Here is a 14,600-nt window from a genome sequence, read left to right as displayed (position 1 = left end):
CTGTCTTTTGCATCCCTGATAAATGGCGGCGGCTTTATTGCTATCTCCGGGTACATGTTCCTACGGGACTTTTCACCCCCTGATTGACGTACATGTTCTTGAAAGCACCGTTCCCCGACCGATTTAAAAAAGAATTATCTTTACCTGGTTCTCGCCTGAGAAAAATTCTTATTGCCAGACTGATGGATGGTAAGCAATTTTGAATATAGCCAATGGTAATGAGCCAGATCGCATGGACCAACAGAGTCGCTAGCACCATCATTCTCCCGTTCAGTCCACCCAACATCAAACCGAGGAAAAATGAAAGACGAACTGTTCAACTTCATCTCCAGCTATATTTCCATCACGGACGAAGAAAAAGAGGCCATCATCGCTTTAGATGTTTTCCGTTCGGTGAAGAAAGGAACGGTATTACTCCGGGAAGGGCAATATTCGGATCAGGGATACTTTGTACTGAAGGGTTGCTTACGGGCCTATTACGAGATTGATGGTGAAGAGAAAACGACCGCATTTTACACCGAAATGGACCCTGTGCTTCCGCACTGCGTGATCAATAAAGAACCGTCCAGGTACTATATTTCCTGTGTTGAAGACGCGGTCATCACGGTGGGTAATCCGGAGATGGAAGAAGAGATGTACAGAAAATTTCCCAAGTTCGAAATCATCTGCCGGGCCTTCTCCGGAGAGATGCTGGCTAAACAACAGATCGATTTTGACGAGTTCAAAACCTCGTCTCCCGAACAGCGATATTTAAACCTATTAGAAAAAAGACCCGATCTCATTCAACGCGTGCCCCAACACCAGTTGGCCAGCTATCTGGGGATCAAACCCCAATCCCTCAGTAGATTAAAAAGAAGGATCCTCGAAAACAGTTAGAAGTTAACTTAAGTGAATGTTTTCGGTAAGCATCCCCTATAATTTTGCAGTATTGTTCAACCAAGAGCCTGTCTTTAAACCTTTTATCGGGCTGCGTAGCGCCGCTTTTGCCGGCAGCAGCAATTCCCAAGACAGTTTCTACCAATTGAAAATACATGCAAAACAAGATCGCCATGCTGGTCCTTTTTCTGCTTTTTGCCGGCATTTCCCCAATGACCGCTCAGTACGCCGCTAAGGACCGCCACCACAAGAAATTCTTCATCGGAAGCACGCTGTTCATGCTGGGAAATCTGGCTCCGGAAAACAAACCCGATTTTGTACAATTGAATCTGGGCTACCGCCTAACCCAAAGAGATGCCGTTTCTCTGGAACTTAAAACCTGGAAATATGCCTGGCCATTGGGAATTCCCTACGGTGATGCCTTTGAAGCCAGCGAAACGGGATTTCCGGGATACATCCGCGAGCGCGGATTTGCCCTTGCCTACCAACGATTTTGGTGGAAGGGCTTATACAGCGGTATCCATGTCATGAGTGCCTGGCAATCTTTTGTGGATGAGCACGGCAGTAAGGTTGATAATGGATTTCAGATCTTCAATACCTACCGGGTCGGATATCATTTCCGGCTTTTTGGTGATCGGTTCTTCATCGAGCCGTCCATTGCGGTTACCCACCGTCCTTATCATACCGAAATGCCGGATTCCTTCAAACGGGTAGACGACGAGTGGTCCAAATTCTTTTTCGGAGAACCCGGACTGCACTTTGGGTATAACTTTTAGCTGGCACTGCTATGGGATAACATCCGGGCCTGTTCCGTACTTCCGTCGGGATTCAATAGCTAAACAACTACCCAAATGCAGCGCACCGTCCTATCTTCAGCCCGAAGGGATGAAGATAAATAGAGCTACAGCGTAGCGATCCATTGGTATATAGTACAGAATTAATATCGGCCGGATGTTAAAGGTAAATTACACCGTGGCAATTTCCACCGGTTCACTACGTCCTTTCACCGGTACCGGGGAGAATGCCATGGGTGCTTTGACCTCTTTCGGCAAATGATCACAGACCTCTTTGGAGATCACCATAGTACTGCCGAATTCCTTATTCAGCTGTTCCAGGCGCGCGGCTATGATAACCGGGTTCCCGGTAATGGAATACTGTTTCCGGTCCCGGGTACCGACATTGCCGGCTACGACCTGGCCGGCGTGGAGGCCGATCCCGATCCGCGTGGGCGGGATCTCCCCGCTTTCACTTTTTTCTTTTACGGTACGGATGATCTCTTCGGCCGCCAGATAGGCCTGTTCGCAATCATTGCCGGCCGATACCGGCGCGCCGAAGGTGGCCATGAAGCCGTCGCCGAGGATCTGGTTGACGATCCCTTTACGTTTGTGGACGGTATCGATCATAAAGCCCAGCACCTTATTTTGGTATTCGATGATCTCTTCCGGAGACAATTTTTCCACGTAGGGCGTGAAGTTGCGAATATCGAGGAACATAATACAAACGAATTTCCGCTGCACGGCCGATACGCCGGTGCCGGTCAGCAATTCATTGGCTACTGCGCCCGACAATTGCTGGTTGAGCAGGCTTTTGATGCGCTTTTCGGCGCTCTTCAGCTGGATTTGGGTACTTTCCAGATCCTGGTAAGCGACGCCCAGCTTTTGGTGATCCCGCTGTTTGTTGCGGTACAGGAAGAAGAGGGAAAACGCGAGCATACCCGAAAGCGCCAAACCGCCAACGAGACTTCTTTTAAGCACAAGCTGCCGTTCGAGTTCTACCTGGCTTTTGGTCAGGTTCAACTGACTGATCTCATCGTTCTGGCGCAGCAGGGTGATCTCCTGCTCCTGGCGCTCGATCTGGTGGGCCTTTTCCAGCAAAGTGAGTTCCTGGAGGCGTTCCTGTTCCGCCAGGGTTTGTTCTATGGTCAGGTATTGCTTGTAGTAGTTGAGGGAAGCCTGGAAATCCTGATTATTTTCAGCCCGTTCGGCAATCCCGCGCATACGCAGGGCCTGCTTTTCCGCATTGGCGATCTCGATATCCTGGGGAAGTACGGGCACGGGGGGCGCAATCGGCGGTTTTGCCGGTCTCAGTTTTACTTCGTCGATCCGGTTTTGGATCACGGCGGCTCCGCGGTCGTCATTTTCTTTTTGTTTTTCCTGTTTCAATTCGGAAAGGGCGATTACCGCACCGGGAATGTTGCCCTGGAGGGCCAGTATTTCAGCCAGATGTTCGCGCAATTCTTCTACCTGCTCCCAATCGCCCTGATCGCGCAACTGGTTGATCACCTGCTCGTACTTTTTGGCCGCTTTTTCGTAGTTCTGATTGTTTTCGTGCATTTTGGCCAGCTTGAGGGTCGCCACAATGCCCAGGTCGTCGGATGTTTTATCGATAGCCACTCCGATGTCCCGAATGGCCCTTCCGAGAAAACCCTTTTTTTGCTTCTCGTCCACCTGCTCAAGCGCAGTGACGTCCCGTAAGCCCTGCAGGGCTGATTTGGCAATGTCAGGTGTTTTGTTCAGCTGGGCCTCCGTCAGGGCTTTTTCGTAGGCCACTTTACTATCCGCGTATTTTCCCAGTTGCTGGTTCACCTGGCCGAGCTGAAGAAAACTTAGGGGCTTCAGATAATGATCTCCCGCCTGGATGAGCTGGTTATCCGCCGAGATGATGGTCTCGGCCAGCGAGGTGGCCAGGCGGGCATACCGCAGCGCCTCTTTGGTATTCTGCTCCGCCAGATGGAGCGGGATCAGCTCATTGAGCAGGACGAGTTTATCTTTCCCAAAGCTTTGATCGAGCTGGGTTTCCAGACTGTCCAGTTTGTTTTGGGAAAAGGCAAACGGTAATAAGGTCAGGCAAAATAGACCCGTTAGGATTAGGGCTTGAATGGAGTTTGTAGTCTTCACGGTACTTGGTAAATGTTGCCGCAAATGAGTACCCAATTCCCGGTATAGTCAACTTTATCCGATCAAAACGGGGGATTTTTGGACGGACTAGCCAACCGGTCATGGCCAAAAGGATCATTGGCTACAATTGCCCTCGTTAATATGAAACAGTTCGCATCTAAAGTTTCAGCACCTTATGAGATTGCAGCCAGGTGCCGCGCTCATCCATGATCACCACCAGATAAGCGCCGGGTGTCTGCCGGGAAAGATCAAAGGATTCCTTCCAGTGACCGGCAGCTTTAATCTTACGAAAAGTTCCCACTGGCTGACCGGCAGCATTATAAATTGCCACCTGGAGATCCAGATCCGACCCCTCCAGATTTAGCCACAATTCCGTAGTGACCGGGTTGGGATAGATCTTATAGGAGACGCTCAGGGGCAGCCCACGCAAACCGGTAGTTTGCAACGTGCCCTGGTGGAAACCCTGGGTGATGGTCAGATCACCGTCGCTAAGCGTACTGATTACGGCTTCTCCCGCCGTGTATTCGAGTTGTAGATCACCGGCCTCAGCGGAGGCGCCTAATACTGCGATAACCGAGCGTTCGATAGATTGGGCGAAGAGGGATGCTCCGGAAAACAACACTGTTATGATGAGGATTGAAATAGCTTTCATTGTACAGGAATTGAATGGTTTGATTGTACTGCTGAATGGATGGTTTTGCAATAGCGGACCGAAGATTTGGAGAACGCACAGGCACTGCCTGACTTGCGCTCTCCAGATCTTACACATCAGTAAACAGGTCCGGGCGGTCATTCCGCTTCTTAGCCTATAAGCCCCCGGACGGCAGGGTGTTATTTATTCCCCAGATTCGCCATTGCTTTTTCCAGGAGTTCCAGCCGTTTGTTTAAGTCATCTATGGTTGCTTGTTGCGATTCGATCACGGCCTGTTGTTCCTGGATGGCTTTGATGGCCACTACGCTGAAGCCGGCGTAATTGATCCCGTACAGGTCATCGGCTTCCGAGTAGTCTACCAGTTCGGGGAATACCGGCGCTACTTCCTGGGCAATGAATCCGATCGTGGTGGTATTGGGCGCTGCGCTTTTGTAGCGATAGCTCAACGGCTGCAATTTTTTTACCTGTGGCAGTACACTTGCCATTTTTTGGATGTCGCTTTTCAATCGCCCATCCGAACTCTGAGAGTAAGCGCCCGTACTGGCATTGAAAAAGCCCCGCAGATCGCCTCCGTAGTGGAGACGCAGACCAAAGCCGTGGGTAATATCCCAGTCCTGATTAATGCCGTCATCGAAACGTAAGCCGGTCCCTACCGTCTGGCCACCCTGACTGAGGTGCAGGCGGGCGGTAGGGTTGAATTCCATCAAACCGATGTTGCCGTTACCGCGGACGGTCAGGATATCGCCGGTCTCATTGTGGAAGAAATTGAGCCGCTCGTTGGCCGTAGAGGCGGCATTAACGGCAGCGATCGTCCAGAATTTATCATCAATGGCCGTATTGCGAAAACTCAGTCGGGCGTAATCATTTTCGGATTCCGTGAGCGTGATCTGAGCGCTGGAAATGTTACTGTTGTGGGCCACTTCCAGTTTTCCGTTGGGGGAGGTGGTATTTCCGATGCCTACGGCTCCGTTCTGCTTAATGATCATTCGGCGGTTGTTGGTCATGGAGCCGCCGGCCTTGCTAAAAAACTGTAGATCTTCGCCGGCATTGATGGTGGACATACGCCATTGGTTCCCGTTATTGGGATAACCCAGCATAAAACCACCCTGGGAAGAATTGATAAAAAGATCGCCTTCCACGTGCAGTAATTGTTCCGGATTATCCGTGCCGATACCTACCCGGCCATTCCCGGTGATCAGCGCCCGGCCCGGCGAACTGCCCAGCGCTTCGAAATAGCCGCCGATACCTCCGTTGCCGGCATTACCGTGGATACCAAAGCCGTTGACATTATTGGTACGGCCCCATACCCCAGCGTAGGCTCCGTCGCCGGAAGTGTAACCAACGATTCCGTGGCCGGTAGCGGCCGATCCCCAGATCGCCGCCCGGCTCTGGCCGCCGACGGAAGAGCCTGCTCCCTGAATGGCCGCCAGGGCCAGCCCGTTCCCGCTATTGGTGTTGGCTATCCGCAACGCCGTCGTGCCTTCGGCGGCAATGCTGCCGTCGTACGGAAGCGAAAAGCTATTACCGGATTCCCGGGCGTACAGGGCATAGGGGACGGAAAGAAAAGGCAGGGTCCCCATATCTACGTAACCGCTGCCGATATTGATCTCTACCTGTAGCTGGTGACCTTCACCACTCCAGTTAATGTTGTTAAAATCGCCGGTATTGGGCGTGCCGTCCCCGATGATGAGGGTAAACAAGCCGGTACTGCTCGTGTTTACGGCGTGTTCTTCCTCGTAGACCTGGGCGCTGGCTCCGTTGAGAATACTCAACCTGACCTGGATAGCCTGCTCCGAAATGGGATTACCGGAACTGTTGCGGGCCACCGCTTGGTAATTGATCCCGGTAGCCGGTTGGGCGAAAAGCTGCACGCATGACAAAGCAAAAACAAAAAGAAGGAGGACTTTGGTGAAAATCTTAGCTTTCATTATTCGGTTTTTAAGATCGATGAAAATGATGCAATAAGTATGGGGGATGTATTGCTTTATCCGACAAAAATTGAAAGGGTTACGGAAGGAGAATAAAAATTTAGTTCCGGTTGGAACCGTCCATGATTGGATCGGGAAAAGTAGTGGGATGCGCTACCGATAGACCGGCGCAACGACGTGGGGGAGATCAAAAACTGCGTGGTATGGAAAGCGCATTAAAAAGGTAGCAGGTCCAGTTCCATTTCGTGAAAACGGACGTAATCACGGGCCGCAGCCCGGGCAGCCTGCTCTTGTTGGGAAGTAAGCGATTGGAAAGGAAAGAACTCTAATTGTAGGGTATTTTTTTGGGTCTTTCGGTTCCAGCGTCCGATCACCTGGCCCTCCTGCAGCAGGGCGGGTTTGAAAATACCATTCTTTGTGATCAGTTCCGGCTGAAGTTCGGGAGGAATGATCGCATCGCGATCCGTATAGCTGATAATGTATTCATCAAAACCGGGAAGGAGCGAGACCGTCGGGTGATCACTCTTTGCGTTTCCGGAAGCGCCGGAAAACCAATACTCCTTCCCGGATACTAGGGTTTGGACCAGTTGAGGCCGGGCGGCTTCCAGCCCTCGCTGGGCGTCGGCCTTATTGAGCCCCGACCACCACTGAAAATCTTTAAGGGTTGCGGGAGCGTGACTGGTGAAATAGCGCTGCCCGAGTGCGGCCAGCGCAGTTTGCCGGTCAAAGGAGCCCGCTACCGGCACACGGTCGTCCATCCAGGCGAAAGTGTTTTTGTTGCCCTCCCGCGGACCACTACAGATCAGGGCATCTATTTCGGCCCGGTAAAGCAGCAGGTTGGCCCGGCTGCTATTCAGCGTCAGGCCGAGCTGGTTTAAGGCTTCCAATAGGGCCGGTCGGGTGAGGGCACGCTGGCCGGATAGTACTCGCTCCAGAAATGTATAGGCCCGATCGTAAAAAGAATTATCCAGACCGTGCTGGCGTGCCATCGAATCCACCTGCCTTTTGATCTGCGGGGCGGATAACTCCAGCATCCAGCGACTATCTTGCGCCGCGATCAGATGCCAGGTGGGCCGCAGAACGTGCGTCCGGATAATGGCTCCGCTATCGAGAGCCTGTTCGACCTGAGTGACTGTTGCCTTAGATTGCCGGAGGCCCACCGCCCAGCGGCTATGGGAATAATCCTGAGCCTGCACGGCGCCCATATACGCCACTACTTCCGCCACGCCGTTCAGGCCGGACGGCCTGATCAGCTGATTATACATTCGCTGTTGCAACAACTCGGTATAAGGCATCGTAAGTTGAAAATTTAGGCCATTACAAAGCTTCGAAGCAATTATTCCCGGCGCAGGTTCTCTCCCCGCAGCTTAACCCTCTACCAATTTTTTCAATTCCTGCAGGACCATATTCCAGTTTTCTTCGGAATGGTCTTTTTGCTCGGTTGTGGGCACATTGGTCTGGGTGATGCTGAGTAAAGTTTTGCCGTCCCGGGGCTCCACTTCGTAGGTGATCGTCTGGTAATTTTCCGGAAGATCCTCCTTATCGGAGAAAGAGCTGAAGTAGTCGTACTGCAACTGCTTTTGGGGTTCGTAACGAAGCACGGTCCCTTTATCTTCGTAGGCCTGACCTTCCCATTCTCCGCGGAAATAGATCGGTTCTCCGACCTTCCAGCTCGTCACCAGATCCGTACCGAAAAAATACTTTTTAACTTCTGCGGGATCGGTCACCGCATTCCAGACTGTAGCCACGGGCGCATCCAGCAGAATGCTGGTCCGGGCGATAATCTCTTTGCTCATGTTTTCAATTTTTTGAGTGTTGTCACAAAGAAAATACCGATCACTGACAGCCTTATGTCAGTCTGCCATTACTTTTTTATCAACTTTATTTCTCGGAATTCCCGTTCGTAAAAACGGATAAACTCCTCCAACGTTTTTCGCTAGCCATTTTCCGTGAATCCGGGATAGCAGGTCATGCCTCCATCCACAAAAATGGTCGTACCATTGATGTATTCCGACTCGTCCGAAGCCAGCCAGGCCGCCACGGAGCCGATATCATCCGGAATGCCGATCCGTTTGTAGGGAATGAGGTCATACAGTTTCTCCAAGGATTCGGGGTCGCTCCATACTTCCTGGTTGATCGGGGTTTTGATGGCGCCGGGCGCAATACTGTTGCAGCGCACTTTTTGGGGCGCATACTGCTGACAGATACTCTGCATCAGCATCACAAGCCCTCCTTTACTGGCGGCGTAATTGGCGTGGCCGGCCCAGGGGATGACTTCGTGTACCGAGCTCATATGGATGATCTTGCCCAGCGATGCCGAAACATCCGGTCGGGGGCCGCGGCGCAAAAATTCCCGGATGGCTTCCCGGGCGCAGAGGAACTGGCCGGTCAGATTGACGTCGATAACGAACTGCCACTCCTTCAGCGGCATCTCGTGCAGGGGGAAATCGCGCTGAATACCGGCATTGGGGATGCAGATATCCACCGTCCCGAAGTGATTGATGGCCTTCTGGAACATATCCACCACCTGATCTTCTTTGCTGACATCACATTTGAAGGGGATGGCATCGCCGCAGAGGTTGTGCTTACTGATCTCGTGGGCGATTTGTTCGGCGCTTTCGGCGTCGGAGTGGTAATTGACCACTACATTTGCACCTTCCTGGCCGATGGCCATGGCAACGGCCGCTCCGATGCCCGAACTGCCGCCGGTAACGATACAGGTTTGCCCGGCCAGCCGTGTATTCGGTTTTTGCATGATGGTTATTGATTTTTACTCCATAACCATCGGGACCTGGGACATGTTTCCGTATTCAGGTCTTATTCACAGGTTTTTGCCCCATAAGTGGAGGATTCCTTCGGCCATTGTTCTTTCATAAAAACTTCTTCCAGATCGCGGAGGTATTCGTGCAGGCTGAGGTGGTCGGATTTGCGGAAGGGAATGATGGTACTTTTCAGCTGTAGTATGCGGGAAGTGCGGAAATCCCGGTAGTCCTGCCGAAGGTGGCACCAGCCGATCAGGTGCCAGTTAAGGGAATAAAAGGTGAGGCCGATCGGCTCCACTTCCCGGCTGCTTTTTTCTCCCTGATTGTTCTCGTAATCTATTTTCAGGACCGTCCGTTCGATGATGGCCTTTTGAATGGTAGTGAGATAATACGTATTGGGAATGTACTGGGTGAAAACCTCCGGCAGATAATGGGCCGTATGCTGCTGGATCTCTTCGAGCTGTTCCCGCTGGGTGGTACTGAGCACCATCTTGATCTTGTTGAGAGCCGTATCGAAATGTTGCTGAATGGAGCGGTCGGCAAAGCGCTGCACGATCGGTTCCATCAGGGCCAGTGCGTTGGCTTCTTCCATGCTCAGCGAAACCGGCGGCAGGAAATAACTGTCCAGGATGAAATAACCTTTGTCTTTTTCAAAACTGATCGGCACGCCGATCTCATTGATCGCTTTCAGGTCGCGGTAAACCGTACGAACACTGATCGTGTAATGCTCGGCGATGCGGTCGGCCGAAATATATTTTTTGGACTGGATCAGGTTAATGATGCCCATCAGGCGGTCGGTACGGTTCATATCAGCTTGGATTATGGAGGGTGGCGCGTAATTTTTTGGAGAGCTTTGCAACAATGGTGTCGTATGCCATTTGCAGGAACTGCTCCCATTCTGCGTCGGTGAGTACGTCAACGTGTTCGACCTGGATCCATTTGTAAGTCGCCCCGCCGTAGGGCGCAGGAGTGATACCGGGACGGTCACACTGGGCTTCAAAAGCTTCGTCCGGCGCTTTGAGGTTGACTTTATCCGGATCCTGCAAACGGGAAGAGCAAAAGTGTTTACCTGCTACCATAAAGCAAAGCTGATCACCGTATTTGATCGCTTCACTGGTGCCCTGCATACCCAGACAGATCTCCCTTATTTGCTCGATATTCATGGTAGCTAAGATACGCAATCTCGGGCGATGATCTGCCCGGTATGTCCTGTTGTTTGCTTACCGGTGGCTATTCCCGGCAGCCATCCTGACGAAAATCAACACTGTGGCGGACCTGCATCAGTGAAAAACTCCATAACCGGCAGTAATTTACCGCATTAGACCATTAAACCCGAAAAACATGAAAACGTCACTCGCATTTCTCGTGGCCGTGATGGTGTTCTTTGGGACATCGTCCCTTTCCGGCCAGAACGGCTTCGGCGTCGAATTTAGACCCGGCGCCAATTTCGCCACTACCGAACTGGGAGACGCAGAATTGGAAACCGGTTTTGGTTTTGAAGCTTTAGCCGAATATCGATTCAGCCGCTATCTGGGCGTTTACGGCGGATGGGGCTGGAACAAATTCTCGGCCGATCAATCCTTTGCCGGTAACAAAAAGGATTTTGAAGAATCCGGATATTTGCTGGGCTTGCAGTTCAGCTCAACCGGTAATTCCAATCTGGGCTTTTACTTCCGTGCCGGTGGTGTCTACAACCACATCGAAGTGCAGTCCGAATCCGGAAACAATGTCGCTGATTCCAAACATGGAATCGGTCTTCGCTTCGAAGTCGGACTGGATCTCCACCTGGGCTCTGAATGGTATCTGAGACCTGGTGTGAAATACCAGGAGCTGTCCCGTGATCTTACCGTTGAGACCATTACCACTCCGGTTGATCTTAAATACGTAAGCGCCGGTTTCGGTATCGCCAAGCGTTTCTAGGAAACAGTTGCAAAGATCTCTCCCCGGCCGATCCAGCTCATCTGGATTTGCCGGGATCGGGGATCAATTTTACCAGGACGATCATTTTTTTGTAGTCAAATCGATCGTATGTTGCAGCATTGTCTCGTCACCAATAGGGCCGTGACCCGGGATGACGGTGGCTATTTCCGGCAGTGCCGACTGTATTTTAGCTACTGTCGGTCCCCATTCTTCCATAACGGCATCGGCCGTATTTCCCAGTCCGTTAGTCGTTAGGGAACGAATGAGGCAGCCGCCGAACAGCACTTTCTGTTCGGGAAACCAGACCACAATGTTATCTGGAGCGTGGCCGCCGCCGAAATAGCGGAGTTCTAGCCGACTATCCCCAAATTTCAATTTTTTCTTTTTACCGAAGGATCGCTGAGGGACGACCAGTCCTTTCTCCTTACAGATCGCTACCGTCTTTTTACCGGCTATCGACTTTGCCCCTACGCTGTGCAGATAGGGCAAACCACCCAGACAGTCTTCGTGGAAATGACCGGGAACGGCCAATGTAACCTCAGCGTGAAGTTCCTCGCCTATATAGGTGACCAGATCTTCGATCAGGCTGTTATTCATAGGCGTGTCAACCACAAGGGCTTTGCCCTCGCGGATAAAAACAATGCCGTTGGAAGAAAAGCGACCGTAGGTTTCGTTCTCCAGCCAGCTAATATGGATGTAAAGGCCTTCGGCAATGAGCAAAAGCTGCAGATCGGCATTGATGAAAAGGGTGTCCCGGGCCGCCATTTGCTGATTGGCGGCCAGCATTAAGCCCAGGAAAAGTAGGTGCCGCAGCAGGAATTTGCCGCGAGCATACAGGGAGAGACATTTGTGGGTCATCACTCGGAATTTTTTTCGCAAAAATGCAGTTTTAAATATTTCGGATCAAATCCATATCGACAAATGATCGAAATACTAAATGTCCGGCGCGGAGATTACGCCATCACCTCGGACCGGGAAAAAGTTGACCTGGCGGTCGTACAAGATTATTTATGCAATCACTCCTACTGGACCCGGGGCATTCCCCTGGACCGGGTACGGACGGCAGCCGATCACTCGCTGAACTTTTCCCTATACTGCGGCAGCGAACAGGTCGGGTACGCCCGCGTGATCTCGGACTATTGTCAGATCGCCTATCTGGGTGACGTTTTTATTCTGGAGGACCACCGCGGGCAGGGGTTGGGCAAATGGCTGATCGAAACGGTGCACAGCCATCCCAATTTGCAGGACCTGCGCAACTGGCTGCTCGGTACCCGGGATGCCCACGGCCTATACCGCCAGTTTGGTTGGGATAGCCTGGTTGAACCCCACCGGTGGATGGCGCGATCGAACCGGAATATCTACGGCCAGGTGCAGGACCCACAGTAAAGCTTAAGCAATACCCTGGCGGGCGTTGTATTCCAGAAAGGCATTTTCTTTGGCTACTATAATGTCTCTGACCGCAAAGTAGGGCACGCTGTAGAAAGCGGTGTCCCGCAACTGCTCAATCAGGTCCTGGTAATCGGCCAGATTACTGGTCTCGATCAGGATGAAATCCGAGATCCGGGCGTGGAAGAATTCACTGTCGAAAAGCCGGATCCGGCAAGTAGAAGCATATTGGTGGAAAAGCGGTTGGAGATAACTATGGTAGAAATCTGCTCTTTCCGGTCGGCTCTTGGCCAGCCAGTCCGGTTGGGCATCCAGCAGGAGGAGAATACTGTAGTTTTCCATCATCTTTTTGCCCGCAAGATGAGGCGAAACCGGCGACGGAGCATTTACATAGGTTAACAAATACGGATTCATCCGCTGTCCGTTAATCTACCTAATCGATAAAAAATAAAATAGCGCAACATGCGCTTCCCGGAATACTGATTAAAGATCCGGGAGATGCTACATGTTGCGCCTATGGCTGGGCTGAGAATTATACCTTTTTCGGATCCGGGTGCTTGTAGGGATCGCGATAGGCCCGCTCCAGCATCCGGGTAGCCTCTTTGTCCTTCACCACTTTTCTTTTTACCGGATCGTAAACCAGCGGCCGGCCTCCCAGTTCCATGGACATATTGGCCATAATACAACTGGCGGTGGAAATATGACCGTGCTCAATATCAGCTACCGGACGGGTACCATTGGTAATGGCATCCAGGAAGTCGAGCATGTGCAGGCGGGTCGCCGGTGCGGCGTTCAGCTCGATACGCTCTTCGGTAACATCTTCCGGATATTTTTCTCTTTCGTACAGAACGTCGAAATGGATCTTTTCGGCATCCTTGTCCAGCGGTACGAAATCGGCCTGCATGGTACTGCCGAATAGTGTACCTTTTTCTCCGTAGAGGGTAAAGGACCAGGGGTATTCCGGATTGGGCGGCGTACCCCAGCTCCGGTGCTGCCAGACGCAGTGGAAATCACCGTAATCAAAAATAGCCGACTGGGTATCGGGGATGTTGGATTTTCCGTCCGTTTGCACGAAAATACCTCCCGTAGAGGTGATCTTTTCCGGCCAGCCGAGGTCGAGCATCCAGCGTACGGTGTCCAGCATGTGCACACACATATCGCCCATGATACCGTTGCCGTATTCCTTGAAGGTACGCCACCATCGGATGTGGGGTAGTCCGTCGTAGGGACGCATCGGTGCGGGACCCGTCCAGGTATTGTAATCGAAGAATTCAGGAACCGGCTCTACCGGCGGATTGCCGTTGGCGCGCATGTGGAAGTAGCAGCACATTTCCACGTGCCGGATCTTACCTAACAGTCCGGCATCAACGATCTGCTTTTTAGCATCGATAAGGTGAGGTGTGCTTTTTCGCTGGGTACCCACCTGTACGACCTTATTGTATTTGCGGGCGGCAGCTACCATCGCCTCGCCTTCCATCACATCTACACTGATGGGTTTTTGAACGTATACGTGCGCGCCGGCTTTCACCGAGTCGATCATCTGCATGGCGTGCCAGTGGTCCGGAGAGCCGATGAGCATGAGGTCGAACTCATTTTCGGCCAGCATTTTCTGGTAGTCATTGTACAGTTTGGGCACTTTACCCGATTTCTGACGCTGGCTGACCAGTTTGCCCGCGGCTTCCAGCATGTGGCGATCCGGATCACACAGTCCGATCACCTCCACCGGAGCTACCTGGATGAGGCGAAAAAGGTCACTTTTGCCGTACCAGCCGGTTCCGATGAGCCCCACCCGGTAAGGCTTATCGGGATGAATGACCTCTAGCCCCCTGGCGCCGAGGGCAGAGACAGCAAGAGAAGCCGCGGCCGTATAGAGAAACCGGCGACGGTTAATGTTAAAGCTATCCATTGTTGAAATAAATTTTTGACGAGCTTGCCCGGGAGTTGTCCTTACGAACCCGAACCGGCATACTTCGCGGCCGTTTATCCCCTGGCGTTGAGAGGAAAGTTGACTGCCCGAAAAATGCCGGAAGTTGCAGCGGAAAATGGTGTTTGCGGTCCAATTAATAATCCCCGGTCACGCTCTAAATGATTAAAGTTGATGTTTTCGTTCTAACGACGTGGGTGCCGTCATTTTCAGAATCCTCCTAAATATAGGGATAAATTGAAAACCAGACATTTT

At 51.9% G+C, this 14,600-nt stretch carries 15 protein-coding genes; 4 read left to right on the top strand and 11 right to left on the bottom strand.

All coding sequences use genetic code 11. The features are described 5' to 3' along the window. Positions 1-300: 300 nt before the first annotated feature. Both CRP01_RS19550 and CRP01_RS19545 read left to right on the top strand, forming a co-directional pair. Positions 301-876: a Crp/Fnr family transcriptional regulator gene (locus CRP01_RS19550; RefSeq protein ID WP_099151779.1), complete on the top strand. Its 576-nt coding sequence runs from the start codon at positions 301-303 to the stop codon at positions 874-876. A 155-nt stretch (positions 877-1,031) separates the two neighbouring features. Beyond that, on the top strand, positions 1,032-1,652 hold the full coding sequence (locus CRP01_RS19545) for a hypothetical protein (protein WP_099151778.1): 621 nt from the start codon (positions 1,032-1,034) through the stop codon (positions 1,650-1,652). A gap of 189 nt (positions 1,653-1,841) precedes the next feature. On the opposite strand, the gene CRP01_RS19540 is transcribed toward CRP01_RS19545, so the two are convergent. From CRP01_RS19540 to CRP01_RS19505, 8 genes are all read right to left on the bottom strand, one after another. Beyond that, a complete protein-coding gene (locus CRP01_RS19540; RefSeq protein WP_143473455.1) occupies positions 1,842-3,773 on the bottom strand; it encodes an adenylate/guanylate cyclase domain-containing protein in 1,932 nt (643 codons plus the stop codon). Between the two features lie 157 nt (positions 3,774-3,930). Next, on the bottom strand, positions 3,931-4,425 hold the full coding sequence (locus CRP01_RS19535) for a T9SS type A sorting domain-containing protein (protein ID WP_170110453.1): 495 nt from the start codon (positions 4,423-4,425) through the stop codon (positions 3,931-3,933). Between the two features lie 179 nt (positions 4,426-4,604). Beyond that, the gene (locus CRP01_RS19530; protein WP_099151775.1) at positions 4,605-6,353 is read right to left on the bottom strand and encodes a tail fiber domain-containing protein; all 1,749 of its coding nucleotides are present in this window, start codon (positions 6,351-6,353) and stop codon (positions 4,605-4,607) included. Between the two features lie 215 nt (positions 6,354-6,568). Then, positions 6,569-7,648, bottom strand: coding sequence for a winged helix DNA-binding domain-containing protein (locus tag CRP01_RS19525; protein WP_099151774.1), 1,080 nt, complete (start codon positions 7,646-7,648; stop codon positions 6,569-6,571). 72 nt (positions 7,649-7,720) lie between these two features. Next, positions 7,721-8,149, bottom strand: a complete 429-nt coding sequence (locus CRP01_RS19520) for an SRPBCC family protein (RefSeq protein WP_099151773.1) — start codon at positions 8,147-8,149, stop codon at positions 7,721-7,723. A 140-nt stretch (positions 8,150-8,289) separates the two neighbouring features. Continuing rightward, positions 8,290-9,108, bottom strand: a complete 819-nt coding sequence (locus tag CRP01_RS19515; RefSeq protein WP_099151772.1) for an SDR family oxidoreductase — start codon at positions 9,106-9,108, stop codon at positions 8,290-8,292. A gap of 62 nt (positions 9,109-9,170) precedes the next feature. Beyond that, a complete protein-coding gene (locus CRP01_RS19510) occupies positions 9,171-9,923 on the bottom strand; it encodes a helix-turn-helix transcriptional regulator (RefSeq protein ID WP_099151771.1) in 753 nt (250 codons plus the stop codon). Position 9,924: 1 nt separating this feature from the next. Beyond that, positions 9,925-10,278 carry an MmcQ/YjbR family DNA-binding protein gene (locus CRP01_RS19505; RefSeq protein WP_143473454.1) on the bottom strand — a complete coding sequence of 118 codons (354 nt, stop codon included), beginning with the start codon at positions 10,276-10,278 and terminating at the stop codon, positions 9,925-9,927. 178 nt (positions 10,279-10,456) lie between these two features. Here CRP01_RS19505 and CRP01_RS19500 point away from each other — a divergent pair, with 178 nt between their 5' ends. After that, a complete protein-coding gene (locus tag CRP01_RS19500; RefSeq protein WP_099151769.1) occupies positions 10,457-11,035 on the top strand; it encodes an outer membrane beta-barrel protein in 579 nt (192 codons plus the stop codon). A gap of 81 nt (positions 11,036-11,116) precedes the next feature. Here the strand turns inward: CRP01_RS19500 and bla are convergent, their stop codons facing one another. Continuing rightward, a complete protein-coding gene (bla, locus tag CRP01_RS19495) occupies positions 11,117-11,893 on the bottom strand; it encodes a subclass B1 metallo-beta-lactamase (protein WP_099151768.1) in 777 nt (258 codons plus the stop codon). Between the two features lie 63 nt (positions 11,894-11,956). Between bla and CRP01_RS19490 the strand changes: the two genes are divergently transcribed. After that, entirely contained in the window at positions 11,957-12,421 is a 465-nt protein-coding gene (locus CRP01_RS19490; protein WP_233752717.1) for a GNAT family N-acetyltransferase, read from the top strand. Positions 12,422-12,424: 3 nt separating this feature from the next. Here CRP01_RS19490 and CRP01_RS19485 read toward each other — a convergent pair whose 3' ends face one another. Together CRP01_RS19485 and CRP01_RS19480 are read right to left on the bottom strand one after the other, a co-directional pair. Continuing rightward, entirely contained in the window at positions 12,425-12,766 is a 342-nt protein-coding gene (locus CRP01_RS19485; protein ID WP_170110452.1) for a darcynin family protein, read from the bottom strand. A 187-nt stretch (positions 12,767-12,953) separates the two neighbouring features. Beyond that, positions 12,954-14,327: a Gfo/Idh/MocA family protein gene (locus CRP01_RS19480; RefSeq protein WP_099151766.1), complete on the bottom strand. Its 1,374-nt coding sequence runs from the start codon at positions 14,325-14,327 to the stop codon at positions 12,954-12,956. Positions 14,328-14,600: the final 273 nt, after the last annotated feature.

The sequence above is a fragment of the Flavilitoribacter nigricans DSM 23189 = NBRC 102662 genome (assembly GCF_002646595.1).
GTDB classification, from domain to species: Bacteria; Bacteroidota; Bacteroidia; order Chitinophagales; family Saprospiraceae; genus Flavilitoribacter; species Flavilitoribacter nigricans.
Note: the sequence above shows the minus strand (reverse complement) of the source record. Positions and strands in the feature narration are given on the sequence as shown.

Bases quoted from the DNA above. Each gene is read 5' to 3' on its own strand.
- CRP01_RS19550 (WP_099151779.1), top strand. From the start codon at position 301: ATGAAAGACGAACTGTTCAACTTCATCTCCAGCTATATTTCCATCACG.
- CRP01_RS19545 (WP_099151778.1), top strand. From the start codon at position 1,032: ATGCAAAACAAGATCGCCATGCTGGTCCTTTTTCTGCTTTTTGCCGGC.
- CRP01_RS19535 (WP_170110453.1), bottom strand. From the start codon at position 4,425: ATGAAAGCTATTTCAATCCTCATCATAACAGTGTTGTTTTCCGGAGCA.
- CRP01_RS19530 (WP_099151775.1), bottom strand. From the start codon at position 6,353: ATGAAAGCTAAGATTTTCACCAAAGTCCTCCTTCTTTTTGTTTTTGCT.
- CRP01_RS19525 (WP_099151774.1), bottom strand. From the start codon at position 7,648: ATGCCTTATACCGAGTTGTTGCAACAGCGAATGTATAATCAGCTGATC.
- CRP01_RS19520 (WP_099151773.1), bottom strand. From the start codon at position 8,149: ATGAGCAAAGAGATTATCGCCCGGACCAGCATTCTGCTGGATGCGCCC.
- CRP01_RS19515 (WP_099151772.1), bottom strand. From the start codon at position 9,108: ATGCAAAAACCGAATACACGGCTGGCCGGGCAAACCTGTATCGTTACC.
- CRP01_RS19510 (WP_099151771.1), bottom strand. From the start codon at position 9,923: ATGAACCGTACCGACCGCCTGATGGGCATCATTAACCTGATCCAGTCC.
- CRP01_RS19505 (WP_143473454.1), bottom strand. From the start codon at position 10,278: ATGAATATCGAGCAAATAAGGGAGATCTGTCTGGGTATGCAGGGCACC.
- CRP01_RS19500 (WP_099151769.1), top strand. From the start codon at position 10,457: ATGAAAACGTCACTCGCATTTCTCGTGGCCGTGATGGTGTTCTTTGGG.
- bla (WP_099151768.1), bottom strand. From the start codon at position 11,893: ATGACCCACAAATGTCTCTCCCTGTATGCTCGCGGCAAATTCCTGCTG.
- CRP01_RS19490 (WP_233752717.1), top strand. From the start codon at position 11,957: ATGATCGAAATACTAAATGTCCGGCGCGGAGATTACGCCATCACCTCG.
- CRP01_RS19485 (WP_170110452.1), bottom strand. From the start codon at position 12,766: ATGATGGAAAACTACAGTATTCTCCTCCTGCTGGATGCCCAACCGGAC.
- CRP01_RS19480 (WP_099151766.1), bottom strand. From the start codon at position 14,327: ATGGATAGCTTTAACATTAACCGTCGCCGGTTTCTCTATACGGCCGCG.